This window comes from Bradyrhizobium sp. Leaf396, assembly GCF_001424605.1.
In the GTDB taxonomy this organism is placed as follows: Bacteria; Pseudomonadota; Alphaproteobacteria; order Rhizobiales; family Xanthobacteraceae; genus Bradyrhizobium; species Bradyrhizobium japonicum_C.
This window is the reverse complement of the sequence record NZ_LMQJ01000045.1, coordinates 14,055-35,937: the sequence shown is the minus strand read 5'-3', so window position 1 is coordinate 35,937 and position 21,883 is coordinate 14,055. Positions and strand designations below refer to the sequence as shown.

At 64.0% G+C, this 21,883-nt stretch carries 20 protein-coding genes; 4 read left to right on the top strand and 16 right to left on the bottom strand.

Annotated features, from left to right (window positions below):
* Positions 1-5: 5 nt before the first annotated feature.
* Both ASG57_RS27625 and ASG57_RS27620 read left to right on the top strand, forming a co-directional pair.
* Positions 6-995, top strand: coding sequence for an ABC transporter ATP-binding protein (locus ASG57_RS27625; protein WP_024339976.1), 990 nt, complete (start codon positions 6-8; stop codon positions 993-995).
* Positions 992-1,981: an ABC transporter ATP-binding protein gene (locus tag ASG57_RS27620; protein ID WP_024339977.1), complete on the top strand. Its 990-nt coding sequence runs from the start codon at positions 992-994 to the stop codon at positions 1,979-1,981. Before ASG57_RS27625 ends, ASG57_RS27620 begins: the two co-directional genes overlap by 4 nt.
* Before the next feature lie 221 nt (positions 1,982-2,202).
* Here the strand turns inward: ASG57_RS27620 and ASG57_RS27615 are convergent, their stop codons facing one another.
* From ASG57_RS27615 to ASG57_RS27565, 11 genes are all read right to left on the bottom strand, one after another.
* Entirely contained in the window at positions 2,203-2,490 is a 288-nt protein-coding gene (locus ASG57_RS27615) for a YciI family protein (RefSeq protein ID WP_024339978.1), read from the bottom strand.
* Between the two features lie 74 nt (positions 2,491-2,564).
* Complete coding sequence (locus tag ASG57_RS27610; RefSeq protein WP_024339979.1) at positions 2,565-3,539, bottom strand: sugar ABC transporter substrate-binding protein; 975 nt, start codon at positions 3,537-3,539, stop codon at positions 2,565-2,567.
* A gap of 42 nt (positions 3,540-3,581) precedes the next feature.
* The gene (locus ASG57_RS27605; RefSeq protein ID WP_024339980.1) at positions 3,582-4,559 is read right to left on the bottom strand and encodes an ABC transporter permease; all 978 of its coding nucleotides are present in this window, start codon (positions 4,557-4,559) and stop codon (positions 3,582-3,584) included.
* Positions 4,556-5,506, bottom strand: coding sequence for an ABC transporter permease (locus tag ASG57_RS27600; RefSeq protein WP_024339981.1), 951 nt, complete (start codon positions 5,504-5,506; stop codon positions 4,556-4,558). The genes ASG57_RS27605 and ASG57_RS27600 overlap by 4 nt, the downstream gene beginning before the upstream one ends.
* On the bottom strand, positions 5,499-7,022 hold the full coding sequence (locus ASG57_RS27595) for a sugar ABC transporter ATP-binding protein (protein ID WP_024339982.1): 1,524 nt from the start codon (positions 7,020-7,022) through the stop codon (positions 5,499-5,501). Before ASG57_RS27595 ends, ASG57_RS27600 begins: the two co-directional genes overlap by 8 nt.
* Before the next feature lie 10 nt (positions 7,023-7,032).
* Entirely contained in the window at positions 7,033-8,427 is a 1,395-nt protein-coding gene (locus ASG57_RS27590) for an FAD-linked oxidase C-terminal domain-containing protein (protein WP_057198507.1), read from the bottom strand.
* Between the two features lie 54 nt (positions 8,428-8,481).
* A complete protein-coding gene (locus tag ASG57_RS27585) occupies positions 8,482-9,366 on the bottom strand; it encodes an intradiol ring-cleavage dioxygenase (protein ID WP_024339984.1) in 885 nt (294 codons plus the stop codon).
* Positions 9,367-9,381: 15 nt separating this feature from the next.
* Positions 9,382-10,284, bottom strand: coding sequence for an NAD(P)-dependent oxidoreductase (locus ASG57_RS27580; RefSeq protein ID WP_057198505.1), 903 nt, complete (start codon positions 10,282-10,284; stop codon positions 9,382-9,384).
* Between the two features lie 21 nt (positions 10,285-10,305).
* On the bottom strand, positions 10,306-11,673 hold the full coding sequence (locus tag ASG57_RS27575) for an amidohydrolase family protein (RefSeq protein WP_024339986.1): 1,368 nt from the start codon (positions 11,671-11,673) through the stop codon (positions 10,306-10,308).
* A gap of 4 nt (positions 11,674-11,677) precedes the next feature.
* Positions 11,678-12,757: a maleylacetate reductase gene (locus ASG57_RS27570; protein WP_024339987.1), complete on the bottom strand. Its 1,080-nt coding sequence runs from the start codon at positions 12,755-12,757 to the stop codon at positions 11,678-11,680.
* Positions 12,754-13,077 (bottom strand): Dabb family protein, encoded by a 324-nt coding sequence (locus ASG57_RS27565; protein ID WP_024339988.1) that lies wholly within the window; start codon positions 13,075-13,077, stop codon positions 12,754-12,756. Before ASG57_RS27565 ends, ASG57_RS27570 begins: the two co-directional genes overlap by 4 nt.
* 107 nt (positions 13,078-13,184) lie before the next feature.
* Between ASG57_RS27565 and ASG57_RS27560 the strand changes: the two genes are divergently transcribed.
* Positions 13,185-14,108, top strand: coding sequence for a LysR family transcriptional regulator (locus tag ASG57_RS27560; RefSeq protein ID WP_024339989.1), 924 nt, complete (start codon positions 13,185-13,187; stop codon positions 14,106-14,108).
* Between the two features lie 54 nt (positions 14,109-14,162).
* Here ASG57_RS27560 and ASG57_RS27555 read toward each other — a convergent pair whose 3' ends face one another.
* The 3 genes from ASG57_RS27555 to ASG57_RS27545 all read right to left on the bottom strand — a co-directional run bounded on the left by ASG57_RS27555 (position 14,163) and on the right by ASG57_RS27545 (position 18,486).
* Positions 14,163-15,698, bottom strand: a complete 1,536-nt coding sequence (locus ASG57_RS27555) for a glucosamine inositolphosphorylceramide transferase family protein (RefSeq protein ID WP_024339990.1) — start codon at positions 15,696-15,698, stop codon at positions 14,163-14,165.
* Positions 15,699-15,729: 31 nt separating this feature from the next.
* Complete coding sequence (locus ASG57_RS27550) at positions 15,730-16,905, bottom strand: glycosyltransferase family 4 protein (RefSeq protein ID WP_024339991.1); 1,176 nt, start codon at positions 16,903-16,905, stop codon at positions 15,730-15,732.
* Between the two features lie 234 nt (positions 16,906-17,139).
* A complete protein-coding gene (locus ASG57_RS27545) occupies positions 17,140-18,486 on the bottom strand; it encodes a lipopolysaccharide biosynthesis protein (RefSeq protein WP_024339992.1) in 1,347 nt (448 codons plus the stop codon).
* 465 nt (positions 18,487-18,951) lie between these two features.
* Between ASG57_RS27545 and ASG57_RS27540 the strand changes: the two genes are divergently transcribed.
* Positions 18,952-20,163 (top strand): FAD-dependent oxidoreductase, encoded by a 1,212-nt coding sequence (locus ASG57_RS27540; RefSeq protein WP_024339993.1) that lies wholly within the window; start codon positions 18,952-18,954, stop codon positions 20,161-20,163.
* A 27-nt stretch (positions 20,164-20,190) separates the two neighbouring features.
* On the opposite strand, the gene ASG57_RS27535 is transcribed toward ASG57_RS27540, so the two are convergent.
* Complete coding sequence (locus ASG57_RS27535; protein ID WP_024339994.1) at positions 20,191-21,327, bottom strand: GNAT family N-acetyltransferase; 1,137 nt, start codon at positions 21,325-21,327, stop codon at positions 20,191-20,193.
* Positions 21,328-21,733: 406 nt separating this feature from the next.
* Positions 21,734-21,856 carry a hypothetical protein gene (locus ASG57_RS39740; protein WP_283805277.1) on the bottom strand — a complete coding sequence of 41 codons (123 nt, stop codon included), beginning with the start codon at positions 21,854-21,856 and terminating at the stop codon, positions 21,734-21,736.
* Positions 21,857-21,883 lie beyond the last annotated feature (27 nt).

Genomic DNA, 21,883 nt, shown 5'->3' with positions numbered 1-21,883 from the left:
CGCCCATGGCTTTGCTCGAAGTCGAGAACCTCCAGACCCATTTCCGTACCCCGGGCGGCATCAATCGCGCGGTGGACGGGGTGTCCTTCCATGTCAACGAGGGCGAGACGCTCGCCATCGTCGGCGAGTCCGGCTGCGGCAAGTCGGTGACCTCGATGTCCTTGATGCGGCTGATCCCGGAGCCGCCGGGCAGGATTGCCGGCACCATCCGCTTTGCGGGCAGGGACCTGCTCCAGCTGTCCGATCGCGAGATGCGTGCCATCCGCGGCAACGACATCTCGATGATCTTTCAGGAGCCGATGACGAGCCTCAATCCGGTCCTGACCGTCGGCCGTCAGATCCGGGAGACCCTGATGATCCATCAGGGCCTCGACAAGCAGGCAGCGGAGGCGCATGCGATCGAGATGCTGACACTGGTCGGCATTCCCGAGCCGAAGCGCCGCGTGCGGGAATATCCGCACCAGCTTTCCGGCGGCATGCGCCAGCGCGTGATGATCGCGGTTGCGCTGGCCTGCAACCCGAAGCTCCTGATTGCGGACGAGCCGACAACTGCGCTCGACGTGACGATCCAGGCCCAGATCCTGAAGCTGATGCTGGACCTGAAGCGCCGGGTTGGCGCGGCCATCATCCTGATCACCCACGATCTCGGCGTCGTCGCGGAAATCGCCGAACGGGTCATGGTGATGTATGCCGGCCGCAAGGTCGAGGAGGCGCCCGTCGCGGAACTGTTCCGTTCGCCGCGACATCCCTACACACAAGGTTTGCTTGGCGCGGTACCGCGGCTCGGCTCGTCATTGGTGGGCACCGCGAGGCGGCTTGCCGAAATTCCAGGACAGGTGCCTGATCTCCGCAAGCCCATTGTTGGCTGTGTCTTTGCGGGCCGCTGTGCGCTTGCGACCGATCTCTGCCGGCAATATGCGCCGGGACTTGAAGAGAAGGGCCCTCGCCATATTGCCGCATGCCACTACGCGGCCAAGGGAGCCGTTGCGGCATGAGTCCTCCGCTACTCCAGGTCAACGACCTCAAGAAGCATTTTCCGGTCAAGACCGGCCTGTTCAGCCGGAAGTCCGAGTTCGTCTACGCGGTGGACGGCGTGTCCCTCGAGATCGCCCGCGGCGAGACGCTGTCGCTGGTCGGCGAGTCCGGCTGCGGCAAATCGACGGTCGGCCGTGCCATCCTGAGGCTTTTCGACATCACCTCGGGCCAGGTCATCCTGGACGGCAAGCGTATCGACGATGCCGCACCAGGCACGATGCGCCAGATGCGCCGCCGCGTGCAGGTGGTGTTCCAGGATCCGTTCTCGAGCCTCAATCCGCGCATGCGCGTGCGCGACATTCTGGCTGAGCCGATCCGCAATTTCGGTCTCGCCAAGTCCGCCGAAGACCTCGAGGTGCGGGTCACCGCGCTCATGGACACCGTGCGCCTGCCGCGCGAGGCGCTGAACCGCCGGCCGCACGAGTTCTCCGGCGGCCAGCGCCAGCGCATCGGCATCGCGCGGGCGCTCGCGGCCGAGCCCGAATTGATCGTCTGCGACGAGGCCGTCTCCGCCCTCGACGTCTCGGTCAAGGCGCAGATCGTCAATCTGCTGCAGGATCTGCAAAGCGAGTTCGGGTTGGCGCTATTGTTTATCAGCCACGATCTTGCCATCGTCGAGCACATGACCCACCGCGTTGCGGTGATGTATCTCGGCAAGATCGTGGAAGTGGCACCGCGCCGCGACATATTCGCCGCGCCAAGACATCCCTACACCAAGGCGCTGCTTTCGGCGGTGCCGCTGCCCGAGCCCGGGGCCCAGCGCAATCCCATCATTCTCAAGGGCGATGTGCCGAGCCCGATCAATCCGCCCAGCGGATGCCGCTTCCACACCCGCTGCCCGTTCGTCTTCGACCGCTGCCGGACCGAGGAGCCGACGCTGCGCGTGGCGGGAGCCGAGCAGTGGGTGGCGTGTCATCTGGAAGAGGGCGCGCCGACGGCGGCGTAGCAATTGTTGCAGCGCCTGTGGCAGGTCTGCAGGACGTGAAACGACAATTGCGGAATGATTGCATCATGCTCCTGTTTTGCCCGACGTGTCAAAACTGACCGCCGATCCGGGGCCGCATTGGCCTCGGATGTGAGGCCGCTCGGCGTGATGGCAATTCGCGAGCAGAAACAACCCCGTTCTACTGTGCATGGGGTTGTTTTCGCATTTTGACGTGGCCGGCCTCAGCCCTGGCGGCGCAGGAAGCCCGTGATCGTCACCTTTTCCCAGATCCCCGCCGAGGCAAAGGGATCGGCGCTGTTGAAGGCTTCGACCTCCTTGCGGCCGGGTGCCTCGATCAGGAACAGGCTGCCGATCATCGTCTGGCCATCGTCGGAGACGAGCGGTCCTGACATCACGATCTGGACGCCGAAGCGCGAGGTGTCGCTCAGGAACGTCTTGTGGGCGTCGTAATTGGCAAGCCGTGTCGGCAGCGCCCCGGCGCGGTCGAGGGCGTGAATGGCGAACAGCATGGTGTCTCCGTGTCTTGATTCAGTCTTGGGACGGCCGCAGCAGCGGCCGTCCGGGTTCGTGGTGACCGGTCAGTCTACTTCGCGCTGAGCTTGCCGGCATCCTCGAAGGTCGGGCAGGTCCGCTGTTCCAGCGGCACGTCGAAGGGCTTGTAATTGTCCTTGGTGATGACGGTCGGCTTCAGCACGATCTCGGCGATGACAGGCTGGCTGCGCAAGGCGCGGATCGCCATCATGGTGCCGAGGCAACCTTGCGCGAAACCGTTGTAGTCGCCGCTCGCCAGCAGCTTGCCCGCCTTGATCGCGTCGATCGCCTCCTTGGTGCCGTTGATGCCGATCACCTGCGCTTTCCGGTTGGCACCATCGAGCGCCTCGATCGCGCCGACCGCCATGGCGTCGTTGGCGGCGAGCACGCCGTCGATCTGCGGGTTCGACTGCATCAGGTTCTCCATCACCTGGAGCGCCTGGAGCCGTTGATAGTTCCCGGGCTGCGAGGCCAGGAGCTTGGCGCCCGGAGCCTCCTTCAATGCGTCATTGAAGCCGCGGACGCGGTCGACATTGGTCAGTGAACCCTTGACGCCTTCGATGATGACGATGTTGCCCTTGCCGCCGAGGGTCTTGAGCAGGAAGCGCGCGGTCTCGAGCCCGAGGCTGTAATCGTCGGCGCCGATGAAGGAGAGGAACTTGCCGCCGGCGGAGCGGTCGGTGATGTTGACGACCGGGATCTTGGCCTCGTTGATCTTCTCCACGCCCGGCACCATCGCCTTGTAGTCGACCGGCGTGAAGACGATCGCGCTCGGCTTCTTCACCACGACGTCCTCGATCTGGCTGAGCTGCTCCGGGATCGAGTCCGGCTTGGTCGGGATGTATTGCAGCGTCTTCGCGTTCATCGTCTTCGCCATGTTGTCGGCGCCGACCCGCACCGTCTGGAAGAACGGGTTGGTCTGGTTCTTGGTGAAGACGGCGATGGTCTCGCCGTCGGCACGCGCTCCTGTTGTGAACGCAGTCGCCATCAGCAACGGCAGCGCCAGATGTCCCAGTTTCGTTTTCATGTTGCCTCCATCCCTCATTTTGCTTGTTGGACTTCCAAGTGCTCATTGCGCGCGGCGGCGGGTCTTCATGTCGAGCCAGACCGCGAGAATGACGATGACGCCTGTGACGAGCGGCTGCCAGTTGGCGCTGACCGCGAGCAGGTTCATGCCGTTCAGAACCAGGGTGAGGATCAGCGCGCCGATGAAGGTGCCGAACACGGTGCCGACACCGCCGAACAGCGAGGTGCCGCCGATCAGCACGGCCGCGATCGCGGGCAGCGTCAGGCTTTCGCCAATGTCGGCCTCCGCCGAATTGAGCCGGGACAGGAAGATGATCGAGGCTAATCCCGCCATGGTGCCGGAGACCGCGTAGACCAGCAGCAGGCGGCGCGCGACCGGAATGCCCGACAGGCGCGCCGCGACCGGATTGGCGCCGATCGCATAGATCTCCTGGCCCCAGACCGTGCGCTGCGCGAAGAACGTTCCGATGCCGAGGAAGACCAGCAGCAGATAGACCGGGATCGGCAGGCCGAACAGATAGCCGCTGCCGATCTGGCGGAAGCCGGCGGGGAAACCGTGCAGCGTCTCGCCGGCCATGTACCAATAGGTGAGGCCGTTCAGCACCCAGAGCATGCCGTAGGTCGCGATGAAGGAGGGGATGCGCAGCGCGGTGACCATGATCCCGTTGACCAGGCCGACGATGCCGCCGGAGGCGAGCCCGGTGAGGATGCCGAGCACCGGCGAGCCCGTCGTATGGATCACGGTCCCGGCGAGGCAGGCCGACAGCGCGACATTGGCGCCAACGGAGAGATCGAGGCCCGCCGTCAGAACGACCAGCGTGAGGCCGGAGGCGATGAAGAAGGTGAGGCTCGCCTGCCTGAGCACATTGAGGATGTTGCCGAGGCTCAGGAAGGAGTCGCTCAGCACGGCGAGCACCGCGCAGATCAGGAGCGCCGCGAGCAGGCGATAGAACAGCTGGATCGCGTCCTGTGACAGGAAGGAGCGGGGCGGCGCGATGGCGCCCTTAGTGATGTCGGTCATGCGCGGCTCCTGAGGCCATCGAGGAACAGGGCGAGGATGACGAGAACGCCGACGCTTGCGACCTGCACCGAGGACGGCAGCGAGATCAGGTTCAGCCCGTTGCGCAGCACGCCGACGGAGAGCACGCCGAGCAGCGTGCCGAGCAGCCAGCCATTGCCGCGCTCGAACGAGGTGCCGCCGACGGCGACGGCCGCGATGGCATCGAATTCGAGCCCGAGGCCGGCGGTGGGGTGGCCGGAATTCATCCGCGCGGTCATCAACAGGCCGGCAATGCCTGCCATGGCGCCGCCGATTGCATAGACCGCGATCAGGAGGCGGTTCGGCGAAAGACCCGCATAGCGCAGCGCCTCGCGATTGCCGCCGAGCGCGAAGATGTAGGTGCCGAAGCGGGTGTGATAGAGCAGGGCGTGGAAGGCGGCGTAGGTCACCAGCGCCATCACTATCGGAACGGGGATGCCCAGAAAGGTCGCCGAGTAGATATCGCGCACGCTGTGGGGAATGCCGACCACGCTCTGGCCGTCGCTGACGATCAGCGACAGGCCCTGCGCCATTCCGAGCGTGCCGAGCGTTGCCACGAAGGGCGGGATGCCCACGATCGCAACCAGCCAGCCGTTGGCAACGCCGAAGACCGTGCCGACAAGCAGGCCGGCGCCAAGGCCCAGCAGCATCGATTTCGTTGCAAGCGATACGATCGCGACGCAGAGCGAGGTCAGCGTCAGCACCGCGCCCATCGACAGGTCGAGGCCTTCAGTCATGATGATCAAGGTCATCGGCAGTGCGAGCATGGTCAGGATGGTCGACTGCACCAGCACGTTGGAGAGGTTGGCGACCGACAGGAAGCCGGGCGCGATCACGCTGAACAGGGCGATCAGAAGCGCCAGCACCATGGCAACGCCGGGAATGCGTTGCAGCGGATTGGGCTGAGCGACGACAGCGGCCTCACGCATGATGCATCCCCAATCGCACGATGTTCTCCTCGGTCAGTTCGTTGCGTGTCAGATGCCCGGCGATGCGCCCCTCGCGCATCACATAGGCGCGGTCGCAGACATGGCAGATCTCGACCTGCTCGGACGAGATCATCAGGGCCGCCGCGCCTTCCGCAACGAGGCGGTCGATCAGCGCGAAGATCTCGGACTTCGCGCCGATGTCGATGCCTCGCGTCGGCTCGTCGAAGATGAACAGCTTCGAGCCGGCCGCCAGCCATTTGCCGATCACGACCTTCTGCTGGTTGCCGCCCGAGAGCAGGCCGACGGTCTGGCGAGCGCTCGGGGTTGCGATGCGCAACTGGCGGATCAGGCCGTCGGCGGTACGCTGCGCGCTACGTTGATCGAACAGGCCGCTCGGAAACAGCTTCTTGAGCGCGGACACCACGAGGTTGTCGCTGACCGAGCGCAGCAGCGCGAGGCCTTCGCTCTTGCGGCTCTCCGGGATCAGGGCGATGCCGCGGCGGGCGGCGAGGTCGGGCTCGCCGGAAATGACCTTGCCGTCGAAGATGATCTCGCCCGACGTCACGGGATCGGCGCCGAAGATGGCGCGGGCGACCTCGCTGCGGCCGGAGCCGACCAGGCCGCATAGCCCGACGATCTCGCCCCGGCGCACCTCGATGTTGATGTCGGAAATGCCGGTCGAAGCGCTGAGGCCCTTGACTTCCAGCAGCACCTCACCCGGCTTGTCGGCGAAATTGCGCGGATAGGTCATGTCGACGTTGCGGCCGACCATCATGCGCACCAACTGCTCAGGCGTCACGTCGGCAGGTTTGACGCCGTCGATGCGGCGGCCGTCGCGCAGGACAGTAATGCGATCGCCGAGCGCGAACACCTCGGCCATGCGATGCGAGATGTAGACGATCGACACGCCGTCGGCCTTGAGCCGCCCGATCAAGGCGAACAAGAGCTCGGTCTCGCGGTCGGACAGCGCCGCCGTGGGTTCGTCCATCACGAGGATACGTGCGTTCTGGCTGATCGCCTTCGCGATCTCGACCATCTGTTGCTGCGCCACGCCGAGCTTGTCGACGGTGGTGGAGGGATCGATGTCGAAGCCGATGGTGTCGAGTACGCGTTTGGCGTCGGCCAGTATCTTGCGTCGATCGATGGTGCCGGGAATACGGCCCTTCGGCTCACGCCCGAGGAAAATGTTCTGGGCGATGTCGAGATGGGGGACCAGCGAGAATTCCTGGAAAATTACGGCAATGCCGAGTTTCTGCGCATCGGCAGCGGACTCGATCGCGACCGTCTCGCCCTTGTAGTAGAACTCGCCTGCGTCGGCGCGGTAGGCGCCGCACAGCACCTTCATCAGGCTCGACTTGCCGGCGCCGTTCTCGCCGAGCAGCATGTGCACTTCGCCAGGGTAGACGGCAAAGGACACGTCGTCGAGCGCCTTGACGCCGGGAAATTCCTTGCTGATGCCGCGCAGCTCCAGCAGCGGCGTGGGTGAGGTGACTTCGATCCGGAGCGCGTCGCTCATGACTTTTCACTCATGCCTTGGCTCCGCCTGCAAAGATCTTTCCGGGGTTCATCAGACCATTCGGATCGAGCGCGGTCTTGATCGACCGCATCACGTCGACAGCCTCGCCGAGCTCGTCGACGAGATAACCGATTTTGCCGAGACCGATGCCATGTTCGCCGGTGCAGGTGCCGTCCATGGCGATGGCGCGGGCGACCATCCGGGCCTGCAGCGACTTTGCGCCTTCGACCTCCTCCGGCTTGGCCGGATCGATCAGGATCAGCATGTGGAAATTGCCGTCGCCGACATGGCCGACGATCGGCGCGGTAAAGCCGTGCGCGTCCGCATCGCGCCGCGTCTCGGTCAGGCATTCCGCGAGGCGCGAGATCGGCACGCAGACATCGGTGATCACCGCGCGTGCGCCGGGGCGCAGGCCGAGGCCGGCATAAAGTGTGTTGTCGCGGGCGTGCCAGAGCCGGCTGCGGTCTTCCGGCGCCTTGGCCCAGGCGAAGCCGTGGCCGCCATGGTCGGCGGCGATCGCCTGCGCGGCCTCGGCCTGCTCGGCGACAGAACTCTCGGAGCCGTGGAATTCGAAGAACAGGGTGGGGCTCTCGCGATAGCCGAGCTTGGCGTAGGCGTTGATGCCGCGCATCATGACGTCGTCGAGCAGCTCGATGCGCGCCACCGGGATCGCGGACTGGATCACCGAGATCGCGGTGTCCACGGCGTCGTGCAGGGTGTCGAAACTGCAGACCGCCGCCGAGATCGCATGCGGCACGGGATGGACTTTCAAGGTGATCTCGGTGATGACGCCCAGCGTGCCCTCCGCGCCGACGAACATGCGCGTCAGGTCATAGCCGGCCGCCGACTTGCGCGCTCGCTTCGCGGTGCGGATCACGCGCCCGTCGGCAAGCACCACCTCCAGTGCCATGACGTTGTCCTTCATGGTGCCGTAGCGCACCGCCATGGTGCCGGAGGCGCGCGTCGACGTCATGCCGCCGATCGAGGCGTCGGCGCCAGGGTCGATCGGAAAGAACAGGCCTGTATTGCGCAGTTCCGCGTTGAGCCGCTTGCGCGTGATGCCCGGCTGCACCACGACGTCCATGTCGCTGTCGTGGACCGCCAGCACCTTGTTCATCCGTGCGAAGTCGAAGCAGACGCCGCCGGCGACCGCGGCCGCATTGCCTTCGAGCGAGGTACCAGCACCGAACGGAACGATCGGCATGCCCGCACCGGCGCAGAGCTTGACGATCTCGGCGACCTCCTGCGTGGTTTCAGGAAAGACGACGATGTCGGGCGGCAGGCTCCGATAATGCGATTCGCTCTGGCCATGTTGATCGAGCACGCCGCGCGCGACGCTCGCGCGCCAGCCGATCATGCCGGTGAGGCGCTCGGCCAATATGCCCGTGCTGACCGGCGGTCCCATCCTCAGCTCCCGTCTGCTCCCTGTTGGCGGACTCTTGTTGGTCCGTCGTTCAGCTTAAGCGGCTCTCGCGTTGCTCGCGAGCGTCTTCAGGCCGAAATCGTAGTTGAGATGAAAATACTCGCGCTCCACCATGCGACCATCCGGCGCACGACCGGCGGGATGGCGAACGAATTCACGGATCAGGCTGTCCTTGACGCCGAACACCACGTCGCTGTCGAGATACTGGTCGCCCGCAACGAACACGTGTGTCACGAGCTGCTCGAAACCAGGCGCCGAGATCATGAAGTGCACATGGGCTGGACGCCAGGGATGGCGGCCCTGTCCCTCCAGCATCTCGCCGACCGGGCCATCATGCGGAATAGGATAGGCCGCCGGCTTGATCGACCAGAAATGGAAGCGGCCGTTGGCGTCGGTGTGGAAGCGGGCGCGCATCGCGAGATCGCCGATCTTGTCGAGTTGCTGCACGTCGTAATAGCCGTCATCGTCGGAGTGCCAGACGTCGACCACGGCGCCCGCGAGCGGCTTGCCGTCCACGGTCGAGACCGAGCCGGTGACGAGCATTGGATCGCCTTCCATCGGGCCGGAGATATCGGCGCCGCTATCCTTTTCCGGGGCTGCCTGAACGAAGAACGGGCCAAGCACCGTGGTCTCGGTCGCGCCCTCCGGCACTGGGTGGTTGATGGCATCGACCAGCATCGAGACGCCGAGCGTATCCGACAGCAGGATGAACTCCTGGCGCTTGTCGTTACACATGTGTCCAGTGCGGGTCAGGAAGTCGATGCCGAATTCCCACTCCTTCTGGGTTGGCCGCACCTCGCGAACGAAAGCGTGAAGGTGACGCACCAGCGCTTCGCTCACCTGCTTGACGCGGGGGTCGGTTGCCCCGGCGATCCGCTCCAGCACTGCGTCCGTGATCGTGTTCTCGTTGAAGTTGCGCATAAGTGTCTCCGTGGATCACAGCTTCGGTTCGTCGAGGCCGGACAGCCGCTCGAGATGCTTGACGGTCGCAATGAAGTCGGTCTCGCCATCGCCCTGCGCGACAAGCGCGCCATAGGTCTCGCGCACCTGCGCGGCCAGCTGAAGTGGCACGCCGACGGCGTGCCCGGCGCCGAGGATGAGGTCGAGATCCTTGGCCATCTGCCTGCAGGAGAAGGTGGACTCGAAATCACGGGTCCGCAGCGGCGCGGTCTTGTACTTCACCATCGGCGAAGCCACGGCGCTGTCGTCGAGAACCTTCAGGATGTCCTGCCAGGCAATGCCGCCCTTGCGCGCCAGCGCCAGGCTCTCCGCCATCATCGCGGCGGATACGGCGATCATCAGATTGACCGAGAGCTTCGCGTAGCGCGCTTCCTCGGCCGGGCCGAGATAGGTCTGGGCCCGGGTGAAGGCGGCGAACAGCGGCTTTGCGCCCTCGAACGCCTCTTTCGGCCCTGATACGAAGCAAGTCAGCGCGCCCGTATGCACGATGCTGGCATTGCCGGACACGGGGGAGCGAAGATAGGCAATGCCGCGGCTTTGCGCGGCAGCTGCGATCTCGGCGGAGGCTTCGACACTCACCGTGCTGGTCTCGATGAGAACAGCACCGGGCGTCATCGCGGCGATGAGGCCGGTGGGGCCGAGCAGCGCCCCACGCAGGGCAGCGTCATCTGGCAAGGACGTCACGACAGCCGCCTTGCCGCGCACGGCCTCCGCCGGCGATGCGGCGACCGCGATGCCTTGCGCGCGTGCCTCGTTGATCCGCACCGCGCTCTGGTCGAACGCAGTGACGGCAAAACCGGCCTTGGCGACGAGGACCGACATGGGCAGGCCCATCTTGCCGATTCCGATGAAGGCAACGTTCCCCAAAGCGTCGGTCATTGTTGTTGTCCATTTGCGCCGTCAGGCAGCGCGTCCCTGTCGTTTGATGTCTTGCACCAGCCGCTCGCCGGATTGCGCAAGCCGCTGTTTCTTCGACTCCAGCCCGTCAACCAGCAATCGGCCATTTCGCTTCTTCCAGCTGCCGCCGATCATGACGGCCTCGATGTTGGCAAGGCTCGTCTGCATCACGACGGTCGCGACGGGATCATGCACCGGGACGAGGTTGAGATGGGAGGCGTCGATGATGACGAGGTCGGCGAGCTTGCCCGGCGTCAGCGATCCGATCTGGTGCTCGCGGCCGAGCATGCGGGCACCTTCTGTCGTGACCCAGCGCAGTGCCTCGCGGACCGGAATTGTGGTCGTCACCGGTATCGTGCCGCTCGTCTTTCTCGACTCCGCATTGTCGAGTGCGCGCTGCATGGAGAGCGCGACGCGGGCGGCCGAGAGAAGATCGCCGGCCAGCACGGATTCCAGATCAATGCCGATCGTCGGCCGCACGCCGCGTTTCAGGAGGCGTCCGGTGATCGGGAAGCCGTGGCCCTGGATCATCTCGTTCTCAGGTGTCACCGAGAAGGACACGCCGAGATCAACCATCCGGTCCAGGAGTTCATCGGCCAGATCGTTGCCATGGACGATGTTCACGCCCGGACCGACGAACCCGGCCTCGATCAGCTTCTCCCAGCCGCCGGGCGTCTTGGCCGGGCCGCCGCCCTGATGCATCGATGCGATCAGGTTGAGCTCACGCGCAAGGCGGAGATCGTGCATGGCGACGTCGAGGGTCGAATAGTGCGGTCCCAGGATAGCAAGTCCCAGCGTGACGAGACCGTCACGGTCGGCGAGGGCGCCTGCGAGCAGCCGCTCGACCTCGCGGCGTGGATGCGGCACCTCCGAGAAATGCGGCTCGCCTGGCTTCGGTTCGGGCTTGGGCGAGCCGTGGAAGAAGGCTGCGCGGATGCCGCTCTCGAGCAGGCCGCGGACGGCAGCGTCGGTATGATCGGGCGTCGGGTTGTTGTGGCACCAGTCGACCAGTGTGGTGGCGCCATGGTTGATCTGATTCAGCGCCCCGACGAGTGTGGCGATGTAGATGTCGTCGGGCTGGAATACGGTCGCGAGCCCGGCATGCATGCGGCGGAAATATTCCAGCAGCGTCCAGTTCGCGGCAAAGCCGCGCAAGCCTGTCTGCCAGGTGTGCATGTGCGCGTTGATGAGACCGGGGACGACGATGCGGCCGGTCCCATCAAAGATCTCCGCCTCGCCGCTGCCGAGGTCGATGGACGGCAGCACGTCAACGATGCGGTCGCCTTCGACCAGCACGTCGCCGGTGCGGAGGTCGCCGATCGCGTCATCCATGCTGATGACGGTGGCTGATCTGATCAGCGTGCGTCGCATCGCTTCAAGCCGCAGCTTTAATGGCGCCCGGCGGCTCGCCGGCCCAGGCCCGTGCGATCAGGTCGCGGATGGCGTTCCGTTCAAGCGGGCGCGGATTCCAGTACGCATTGGTGACCGCAAGATCGGCAGCCTTATCGATTCCGCTCTCGGGCATGCCGATATCGCGCAACGCGAGCGTGGCACCCAGCCGCCTCGCCAGTTCGAAGAGTCCTTGGGATGCGTCAGTGGCGCCGATTGCGCGCGAGATGCGCGTCATCGTATCGGGCACGGCCGGTGCGTTGTAGGCGAGGGAATGCGGCAGCACGATGGTGTGTGTTTCGGCGTGCGGCAGGTCGAAAGTGCCGCCGAGCGTGTGGCAGAGCTTGTGATGCAGCGCCATGCCGACTGTGCCGAGGCAGACGCCGCACAGCCAGGCGCCGTAGAGTGCTTCGGTGCGTGCCTCGCGATCGTTGCTGTTCGTGGCGATCGCGGGCAGGGCGCGCGCCAGCGCACGGATGCCTTCTTCCGCCATCAGCGACGTCACTGGATTGGTATCGCGTGCGTAGAGCGCCTCGACAGCATGCGCGATCGCATTGATGCCGGATGTGGCGGCGAGGCTCGCCGGCAGCGTCAGGGTGAGATCGACATCGTAGATCACGGTCTCCGGCAGGATCGCCGCATCGCGCACCGTGGTCTTGAGGCCGTTCTCGGTCTGGCCGACGATCGGCGTCATCTCGGAGCCGGCATAGGTGGTGGGAATGCAGAGCTGGTTGACGCCGGTGCGCAGGGCCAGCGCCTTGCCGAGGCCGGTGGTCGAGCCGCCGCCGAGCGCGACGACGCAGTCGGCCGCACAGGCTTTCATCACGGCGAGCGCGCGTTCCGTGACCTCCACCGGCGTGTGCATGGTGGCGCCGGGAAAGATGTCGGCATAGAGCGGGCCGAGAGCCGTGCCCAGGTTCCTGCCTTGATTCTCCTGCTGCGGGGTCGTCAGGATCAGCGCGCGCTTGCCGCCGAGCCGCTCGATTTCGGCCGCGGCTTGCGCAAGCGTTCCGCTGCCGAACACGACGCGGGAGGGCAAGTTTTCAAAGGTGAACGAACCGATCATGCGCCGGTCTCTTCGATGGGATAATCGACCTGGTAGCGCCCGATGCGCAAGTCGCCCAGCGCCTCGCGCACGCGCAGATGTTCCGGGTGGTTGGCGTAGGCGGTAAGGGCGGCTTGGTCCTTGAATTCGGAGAGCAGGACCACGTCGCATGCGTAATCGACCGCGCTGACGTCCATGCCGACCTCGACGTGGGTGAGGCCGTCGATCCGACCCATCAGGCCCTCGAACAGGGTCTTGACCTTGAGCCGTGCGGCGGAGCGCTCCTCTGGGGTCTCCCCGCGCAGCCGCCACATCACGATGTGCCTGATCGGGCCCGACATTTCCCTGTTTCCTCGCCTGCGACGGTGTTTTGTTGGCGCCATTTTGCCTTGCAGAAATCGGAAATAAAGGTCAAACTTTGTAAGTCTCTTTTCCTCATTCCGTAAAAATGGACCGACTGCTCCAGCTCGAGGTCTTCTCCAAAACCGCTGAACTCGGCAGTCTCTCCAAAGCCGCCGAAGCTCTGCGGATGTCGAACGCGGCTGTCAGTCGTCACCTCAGCGCGCTGGAGGAGCGGCTTGCGGTCCGGCTGATCGAACGCAACACCCGCCGGCAATGGCTGACTGAAGCCGGACAGGAGCTACTGCAGCGCTGCAGCACGCTCTTGAACGAATTGGCCGAGGCCGAGGACGCCGTCTCCGACCGCGCGCTGTCACCCAAGGGCATGCTGCGCGTAACGAGCTCGCTCTCCTTCGCGATGATCTATCTGGCGCCGATGCTGCCCGCCTTCCGCGCGCTCTACCCCAATCTCAGCGTGCAGATCATCAGTGCAAACCGCTATCCCGACTTCATCGAAGCCGGCATTGACGTTGCGATCCGCACGCGCGAGCACGAGCCGGATTCCAACATCATCGTCCGCCGCATCGGCCAGATGCATCGTGTGCTTGCGGCAGCTCCCTCTTACCTGGAGAAGCATGGCCGGCCGGAGCATCCTGCTGATCTCGCCCGCCACAACATGCTGATCTACAACCTTGCCAACGATCCGTATTCGCTGCGGCTCAGCCAGGGCAGCACCACGCAGACCATTCGCATCGCGCCGACACTCGACAGCAATGACGGCCAGATCATCTGTGGTGCGGCGCGTGCAGGGCTCGGCATCCTGATCCAGCCGCTCTACATCGTGCAGGGCGACATCGCGGCGGGCCGGCTGGTGCCGGTCCTGATGGGCTGGGAGCTGCCTCTGCTCACCATGAACATCGCCTATCAAAACCGCGTCAGGCTGCCCGCGAAGATCAGGGTCTTCTCGGACTTCCTGGTCAGCCACATCCGCGAGCATTCACCTCCGGGTATCTGGATCGACGCGGCCAAGTGACGGGACACGCGAGAGCTCCGATAGCCGTGAGCCGATGGGCGAGCGAAATGCGGATCAAACAGTCGAACTCGGGCTGGTTCGTGCAGACGAGACCATCGACGGAAATTGACTTGCGAATGCGCGAGTTTTGGGTTGAACGCGCGATCCGTCGATCACCTCGAGCCGGCCGCAGCGGTTCAGCGTGTGCAGCTTCCTGCCCGGCCAAAGCGGTCCTGGCCTCAGCGAGTGGCGGACGATCTGCCTGAATGTCGTCGGCGACAGTTCGACGACCTCCGCTAGCGCAAGGGCTGCGCCGTAGCCATCGGAACAGTCCTGGACCGGTCGCCACAATTTGCCATTGAGGGTGACGAAATTCCCCGCCGGCCGCGTGCTTGCGCGGTCGATGAGGACCGGATTGCTGGCGTGGGGCGACCAGGGTCCCAAGAGACGATCGGCGCAATAGATCGCGAGCGAATCCGAATAACCGCCGGTTCCGTCGCGCCAAGCGCCAAACAGATAATGCAGGCCGTCATGCTGCGTGATGGTCGCGTCCGCCAGTTCAAGTCCGGACAGCAGCGTCGCGTGCCGCTCCCACTTGTCCGGAAAACGAACGCACTTGTAGAGCGTGACGTCGCCGTTAAGCGAGCTCTCCGGGATCATCCACAGGGCGCCGTCGCTCTCGATCAGAAAGGGATAGGAGAGGTGCCAGGGCTCCTCCAGCACAGGCACGACTTCTCCCACCGGGCCCGCGTCGTTGAACTCGATCGCCGAAATGATGCCCTTTCCGACGCGGTGATCGAGATCCTCAAAGAAGACGAAAGTTCGTCCCTGCCACGTGATGGGAAAGGGATCTGCGTAGAAGTGGTTTCCAGGATCTCCCAGAACCGTCCAGCTTGGGCCCGACAGATCTCCGGTCTGCCAGACGCCCGCGCCATCATTGAAGCGCCAGCCGATATGCCAATGCGGAGCATAGCAGCAGAGACGATAAATCTCTTTTGCGATCGATACGGCAAGGCCGCGAGCAACAAAGCCGGCGGGTCCGCGGCGTGGGCCATTTCCGGCCGGCCGGGCCAACTGCGGGACAATGCGCGGCCTTCCCGACAGGATCGCCGCCACCATGGTCAGGGTTCGCGCCATGACCGTTTCAAGCGCGCCGCTGAGGCCCGCGGCAATCTCCGCCGATGGATGGCCGCGGTCGAGAACTGAACCGTCGATCTCGTTGATGATGTCGATCACGGGCAGGTCGCCGGCGAGAATGGCGGCCAGCGCGGCGTTTTCGCCTGCGGCTTCATTGAAGAGCGGACGAAGATACAGTCGGGCAGAGCAGTTGGGATCCCGCGCGGCGCTCGTAAAATCGACGATCACGTCCGCCGCGTCGCCGTCAGCCGATGCCCGTTCCGGAATGACCTTCAGTCTGTCGGCGCCGCTGCGCTTGCCCTTGCGCAACACCATGCGTTCGAGCTCGAACAGGGCATCGAGACCTGCGGGCCGCGCCTCCGCCGTTGGCATCCATACGATCTGAACCGGAACGTCTCGGCCATCGACGGACAGCATCTCGCGGTCCATCCATTGCCGCGCGTACTCGCGCTCACAGCGAAACTCGATGATCATGTCGAGCCAATCTCTTACAACCCTATTCAGGTCAAGTGACCTGCTCGAGAATGCGAACGTATTCCTCCACCATAGCATCTACCGAATAGCGCAATCGCAGGCCTTTGGCGTTTTGTCGCAGCTCGACGCTCAGTTGCTTGTCCGTCAGCAGCCTGGAGACGGCCGCGGAGAGCTGTGCATGGTCGGAGGCATCGACGAAGAGCGCAGTCGGTCGTCCTTCGTAACACAACACTTCGCGCAGGACGGGGAGATCAGTCACGACGGAGGGAACACCGGCATTCGCAGCCTCGACCGCGGCCAGACCGAAGGTTTCTGCCTGCGTCGGAAATACGAAGACGTCCAGACAGGCGAGGAAGTCCGCCATCCGGCCGGGAGGGATTTCCCCGAGCAGATGCAGTCGGTCTGATACTTTCATGTCACGCGCAAGCTGCCTCAGCCGCGCCTCGTCGGCGCCCTGGCCGGCGAGCGCAAGGTGCCAGGACGGTTGCTCAGGCAGCAGACGTATCGCCATATCGAGCCGCTTGTGCGGATGCAGCCGTGCTGCGCAGCCCAGCAAGATGCAATCCTGCGGCAGGTTGAACTCTTGTCGAGCAACCTCCTTCGACAGCGTGAGGGCCTTGTCGTCGAAGCCATGCGGCACATGCACCATGCGTGACCGGTAGGCCGCGGGATAGCGCGAGTACTCGCGTTCCATGTCCTTCGAATTGAGCGTGATGCGGTCAAAGAAGCCGAGGCTGCCCATCACGATATCGGCGGTACGGACGGGCCAGCTCATCGACAGCGCGGACGAGACCTGATTTGCGACGACAGGCGCGCGGCTGACGAGGCGCGTCACACTGCCGCCGATGACGTTGCCGAAATGCTGGAACGTCAGGACGGCGTCGGGCCGGGTGGTCCTGAGATGGTGCCTGAGCGTCCACAGCATCCGCAGCAATGCCACCGGATTGCCCGGCCGGCGCGGCGCGCAATACAGTGTATCGGGCGGCTCATCGAACGAATCTGATTTGCGAAAGAAGAACAGATTGGTGACCCGATAGCCGCGAGCGGTCAGGCCGGCGCCGAGAAGCCGGGATATCTCCTGCGCACCGGCGTTCTCTGCCTGGGTCTGCGCGAGAAGCACGTGCAACTTCGGCCCGTCTCCGTCATTCCGGGCGAGTGCCGTTGCGCTCGCTTCGCCCGGTTCCCTTTTCGGTTGATAGTGGAGCACGGATCCTGACCCGCCAAAGAAACGAAATCTTCACCTTCTTAACTCCGTACCTACCATGCAGGCGCCGCATGGACACCGACTAGCGGCAAACGGAGTTAATGCCAGGCTGTGGTCACAACATCGTTCGCGCCGCAACTCCGCTGGTTGCAGGCCCATATGCGGCGAGCACGTTAACCAACCTGTCTTGCGCGCTGCCGAAGCGTGATTGGGGACCGAGCGGCCGCGCAATGGCAGCTAATCACGCGTCTCCGCGCCGCGGACAGCATAGTTGCCGCGCCTCCATCCAGAGAAGCGCAGGAGCACGAGAATTGAAGGATCCACTCCGGACCGGCGGCGGCAGAGGACGTTCAGGGCAATGGTTGCAAGCGAGAGCGACACGGTCGCCGAAATCGCTGCGCCAAGCACGCCGAGCCAGGGGATGAGGACGAGGAATCCTGCGAGCCGCAACGCGACGTTGACGGCGACGACCGGAACATAGATTCGTTCATGGCCGGTCAGTTGCAGGATCGCAGCGGCGGGGCCGCCTGCTGCCTGGATGGCGGTTCCGATCGCGAGCACGATCAAGACCGCATGCTGTGCGGTGAAGTGCGGTCCGAACAGGTTGAGGAGATAGGGGCCGCCAATCCAGATGATGGCGAGGCCGGCGACAACGCAAAGCGCTGTCACTTCCGCCATCAATCGCAAGGTTCGCTCGAACTCCCGATGGTTCTTGCTGAAATACAGTGAAGGAAGTCGACGCGCGCCGAACGTGTAAAGCGCTGCGGACAGCATGGCGAAGATGTTGGCCAGTCGCGAGGCCGCAAAGTAGACACCGGCCGTCGCCGGATCCAGCATCCAGTAGACCAGAATGACGTCGAAATACTGGTTCGCCGCTTCGAGGATCGATGCCAGCCAGAAGTGAAGGGCGCTCGATCGCCAGCGGGGCGTTTCGGATCGCGCCGGCGTGTTGCGCAAGTCCGGCAACACTCGCGCGATCGAAACGATCTGCGCAAGCAGGCCTACCGACATGGCCACTGTCATCACCGCGAACAATTCAGTGGGATCGAGTTGCCGATGGCCGAGCAGCATGACCAGTAGAAACAGCACCACGATGGCTCGCCAGAAGAACTCGCGATTGCCTTCCCCCATGAGGATGCTGACGAGCGAGCGTGCGATCTGGCTCCCGAGCATTACGCCGGCATTGACGGCCGTGTAGGCCGACACTGCAATGATCAGCAGCCACCCATCGCCTCGCGCGCCCGCGACGACGGCGATCCCGGTGATCACGATCAGCATTGCGGCTGAAGTGATCTTGAAGCTCGACAGCAGGACGCCTTTGGTAAGATCTGGCCGGCCGCCGACCTGATACTCGTTCAGGAATCTGACCAGCAGCGATTCCTGGCCGACCAGTCCCATGACGGCTGCGATCTGGGCGACCGAAAGCCAGGTCGCGAAGATACCGAACCCATCGGGCGACATCGTTCGTGCCGCGAGCGAGAATAATGCAAACGCGAGCACGCCGCTGCCAACCTTGAGGAGGATGGTTCCGACAACACCGCGCGTGACGTCGCGCCGCATGAACTGGAGGATGGATTCGATCATGGAAGGTTAAGGGGCAGCGCTCCCTCGGAGAGACATGTTCCGATAGTGCCGACAATCTAGCATGTCGAAGAACCGCGAGTGTTAATGGACGACTTGCAGGAACTCGCCCGCGGCGACGATGTCGCGGTGGCGCCGGCTGCTTCAGTCTGGAACATCGCCGTCCTCATTGTCCCAGATCGTGCAAGGTCCAGCTCAATCGATTGACGGCTTGGCGTCGCCATCCGCGAGCGAACAAGGCGAGATCAGCCGGTCAAGGACGGGTTGGCCGCTGGGATGTCGCCAAGCTGTCAGAAGGCGAGACTTGCAGGGCATTCCGAGCAAGGCGCGTGCCGGCACGGCGGCCGCGAGATTTGGCACTTCCAGTCATTAACCTCGATCTCCGGAATTGACCGGACTTGGCCCTGCGATGCGGCATCGGGCGAGAGAATTGCACTGGAATGGCCGTTAACCTTGGGAGCCTCAGCCATGACGACGGATAGACCCGTAACCGAGCCAGCCGATGGCGGCGAGAACGCGGAGATCGTGATCGTCGGCGGCGGCCTTGCGGGATCGCTTGCGGCGGCCGTGTTGGCGCGGGCAGGGCATCGCGTCGCTCTCGTCGACAAGCGCGCGGTCTATCCGGACGAGTTCCGGGTCGAGAAGATCGGCGGCCATCAACTGGATTTGATTCGCAAGCTCGGCTTTATCGATGCGCTCGAGCATGTCGCTTGCCGATATGACCGGGTGCTGAATATCCGCGAAGGCAAGGTGGTCGATGTCAGTGTCGGTCAGGCGTATGGATTTTCCTATGCCAGCCTCGTGGCCACGGCGCGTAGCCAGATCCCCGATTGCTCCAATCTGATCGTCGACGAGGTCATAGCGATCAGCAACGGCGACGATGTTCAGCATGTCGAACTGGCCTCCGGCCGGCGCTTGACTGCGCGCCTCGTCGTTCTGGCCACCGGCATGGCGGGAGTCCTGGGTTACAAGCTCGGCATCAGGCGCCGTGTGCTGGCCGAGCGCCACTCGGTGTCGTTCGGCTTCACGATCGCTCGCCGGGACGGCATCCCGTTCGATTTCGAAGCGCTCACCTGCTATGGCGAACGTACGGCGGACGGCATCGACTATCTGAGCTTGTTTCCCGTCCGTGACGGCATGCGGGCCAATCTCTTCATGTTCCGCGATCCGACCCACCCAATCATGCGCGAACTGCGCCGGGAACCGGAAGCGACAATCTTGCGCCTGCTGCCGGGATTGCGCTCCTACCTCGGCGATTTCCGCGTGACCGACAGGGTCCAGAATTGGGTGATGGACCTGACCGTCGTAGAAGGGCATCTGCTGCCCGGCGTCGTGCTCATCGGCGATGCGTTCCAGACCAACTGTCCCGCCGCCGGCACGGGCGTCGCCCGCCTGCTGGTGGATGTCGACCGGCTCTGCACCGAATACGCGCCGCAATGGCTCATGAGCGCGGGCATGGGCCGTGAGAAGATCTCGCAGTTCTATTCCGATCGCGAGAAGATTGCAGCGGACCAGCAGTCGCTGAAGATGGCGCGCTTCCGTCAAGCCCTGACATCCCGCAATGGTGTCGGCTGGGACGTGCGGCGACGGTTGCACTTCCTGCGGCGAAGTCTGACACACCGCGTCGATCAAATGCACCCCGGTTGGATTGGGCGTATCCGCGGCGCATTGCGCGCCTGAGCTTTGCACTTGGTCGTGTGCCGTCGATCAACGCGTAGGAGCTGGGGTACGAGCGGGCTGGAGCCTCAGGTCCGAAAGCCGCTTGACCGCCAACTTGAGCCAGGGAGCCTGCTTCAGGGCGAAGAGGGCGACCGCGCCCACGGGACTGCCGGCTTTCGTGACAGCCCACACCGGCGAAGGCTGCCCGCCGAACAATTTCTTGTATGGCTCGTCGCCGATGGTGAAATCGAGCATCCGATCTCCGCGCTCGATACAATCACGCGCCACCTGCTCGAACATCAGCGCGCCGAGAGACTGGCTCTTGTACCCAGCAATGTCGAATGCGCTCATGATGATGAGGAAGCTGCCCCGATGACACAGCCCGAGCACGGCGGCAATCACTTCGCCGTCCATCTTCATGGCGTAGAGGCGGACGAAGGAGCCAAGGCCGCGAAGCGCTACGTCGGAATAGAAGCCGTAGTATTCAGGGCGCTGGAGCAGGTCCCCGTCGCCCTGTGCGTGAAAGCGCGGGCCGCGAAACTTGCGCATCACGTCCAGTGCCTCGAGGACGGAGGCGCTGTCGCCGCAGCATGAGAAGCTCAGCGAGCCCTTCTTCTGGAGCTGACGATACTTCTTTGCGAGCTCCTTCTGGTAGGAGCGGTCCATCGCACTGGCCCGCCATTGCTCGAACGGTGCCATGAGAATCGTCGCGTAGGAATTCGTGTCCATCGACACACGGCGGGACGCAGCGAGGAGTTTTTCGATCGGAAGCCGTCCGTCAGGCAACTTGGTCAGTCGGAGCAGATCGAAGGGGCGCACAAGCCGCCGGATTTGCGAGCTTGCGGTTGCATCGTCGAGCAGTTGTGAAAACACGTCCGGGCTGCAGACCGGTACCAGATAGTCGGAAACGCGGAGGTCGGCGAACTCGACCGTTCGTATTGGACCGCGCCGGATTCTGAGCAGGGGCAGCACCATCGCAAGGGCCCCCGTCGCGCGGTGGCGGACCACGACGACCAGAGGCGTTGCACCCGCTTCCGGCGCGAGCCTGGTGTAGAGGCAATGCAGCCAGATCGGGTGCTGGAAGGCCGTAGCAGCCGAGCGATCAAACAGCTCTGCATATTCCGGAGATAGAAAGTCGAAAGACTGCTCGATGACGATGTCGAACGTGTTGCCAGGCTTGTTCATGAGCAATCAGGGAAATCCGGGTCATTCGCGAGCGGCGATAAGCCGCAGCTGGCATATAGCAAGGTTGTTACGGGTCAGGCACCGGAAGCGTGCGATTTGCATTAATGCGTTCAACCATGCTCGTATCGTTACCAAACTCCTAAATCCCGGAGACGCATGGCATCGCTCCGCAGGAGATGGCGAACGCGTGGTACTTGTCGCAAGTCGCGCCGCAGCTTCATCATCGGAACGAATCTCATTGTCCACGGTGCCCTGACGCGCGGTATGCAATTCTGAGGCGCTAGCGCTGGAAAAGCTAAGTCGGACGGTTCGGGCGCTGAAAAGCTTCAGCGTCTCGTCGAGGATGAGCTCGCTCGCCTGGCTCCAGTCGTCAAGGCGAGCGGACCGAGCCGCGGGTGGGCTCTTGTCAGAGCCGTACCGCGCTCGTCGTGAACGCTTGGGCGACCGGCTCCTGAACGCGGTTCAGGATCACCATTCCTGCAACGGCGATCACCAGGGCAGCAACGCAGCCAAGTACGAAAGCCTTCATCCTCAGCCTCCCTCGATTGGACCATCA

Coding starts and splice junctions, on each gene's coding strand:
- ASG57_RS27625 (WP_024339976.1), top strand. CDS start 6: ATGGCTTTGCTCGAAGTCGAGAACCTCCAGACCCATTTCCGTACCCCG.
- ASG57_RS27620 (WP_024339977.1), top strand. CDS start 992: ATGAGTCCTCCGCTACTCCAGGTCAACGACCTCAAGAAGCATTTTCCG.
- ASG57_RS27615 (WP_024339978.1), bottom strand. CDS start 2,490: ATGCTGTTCGCCATTCACGCCCTCGACCGCGCCGGGGCGCTGCCGACA.
- ASG57_RS27610 (WP_024339979.1), bottom strand. CDS start 3,539: ATGAAAACGAAACTGGGACATCTGGCGCTGCCGTTGCTGATGGCGACT.
- ASG57_RS27605 (WP_024339980.1), bottom strand. CDS start 4,559: ATGACCGACATCACTAAGGGCGCCATCGCGCCGCCCCGCTCCTTCCTG.
- ASG57_RS27600 (WP_024339981.1), bottom strand. CDS start 5,506: ATGCGTGAGGCCGCTGTCGTCGCTCAGCCCAATCCGCTGCAACGCATT.
- ASG57_RS27595 (WP_024339982.1), bottom strand. CDS start 7,022: ATGAGCGACGCGCTCCGGATCGAAGTCACCTCACCCACGCCGCTGCTG.
- ASG57_RS27590 (WP_057198507.1), bottom strand. CDS start 8,427: ATGGGACCGCCGGTCAGCACGGGCATATTGGCCGAGCGCCTCACCGGC.
- ASG57_RS27585 (WP_024339984.1), bottom strand. CDS start 9,366: ATGCGCAACTTCAACGAGAACACGATCACGGACGCAGTGCTGGAGCGG.
- ASG57_RS27580 (WP_057198505.1), bottom strand. CDS start 10,284: ATGACCGACGCTTTGGGGAACGTTGCCTTCATCGGAATCGGCAAGATG.
- ASG57_RS27575 (WP_024339986.1), bottom strand. CDS start 11,673: ATGCGACGCACGCTGATCAGATCAGCCACCGTCATCAGCATGGATGAC.
- ASG57_RS27570 (WP_024339987.1), bottom strand. CDS start 12,757: ATGATCGGTTCGTTCACCTTTGAAAACTTGCCCTCCCGCGTCGTGTTC.
- ASG57_RS27565 (WP_024339988.1), bottom strand. CDS start 13,077: ATGTCGGGCCCGATCAGGCACATCGTGATGTGGCGGCTGCGCGGGGAG.
- ASG57_RS27560 (WP_024339989.1), top strand. CDS start 13,185: ATGGACCGACTGCTCCAGCTCGAGGTCTTCTCCAAAACCGCTGAACTC.
- ASG57_RS27555 (WP_024339990.1), bottom strand. CDS start 15,698: ATGATCATCGAGTTTCGCTGTGAGCGCGAGTACGCGCGGCAATGGATG.
- ASG57_RS27545 (WP_024339992.1), bottom strand. CDS start 18,486: ATGATCGAATCCATCCTCCAGTTCATGCGGCGCGACGTCACGCGCGGT.
- ASG57_RS27540 (WP_024339993.1), top strand. CDS start 18,952: ATGACGACGGATAGACCCGTAACCGAGCCAGCCGATGGCGGCGAGAAC.
- ASG57_RS27535 (WP_024339994.1), bottom strand. CDS start 21,327: ATGAACAAGCCTGGCAACACGTTCGACATCGTCATCGAGCAGTCTTTC.
- ASG57_RS39740 (WP_283805277.1), bottom strand. CDS start 21,856: ATGAAGGCTTTCGTACTTGGCTGCGTTGCTGCCCTGGTGATCGCCGTT.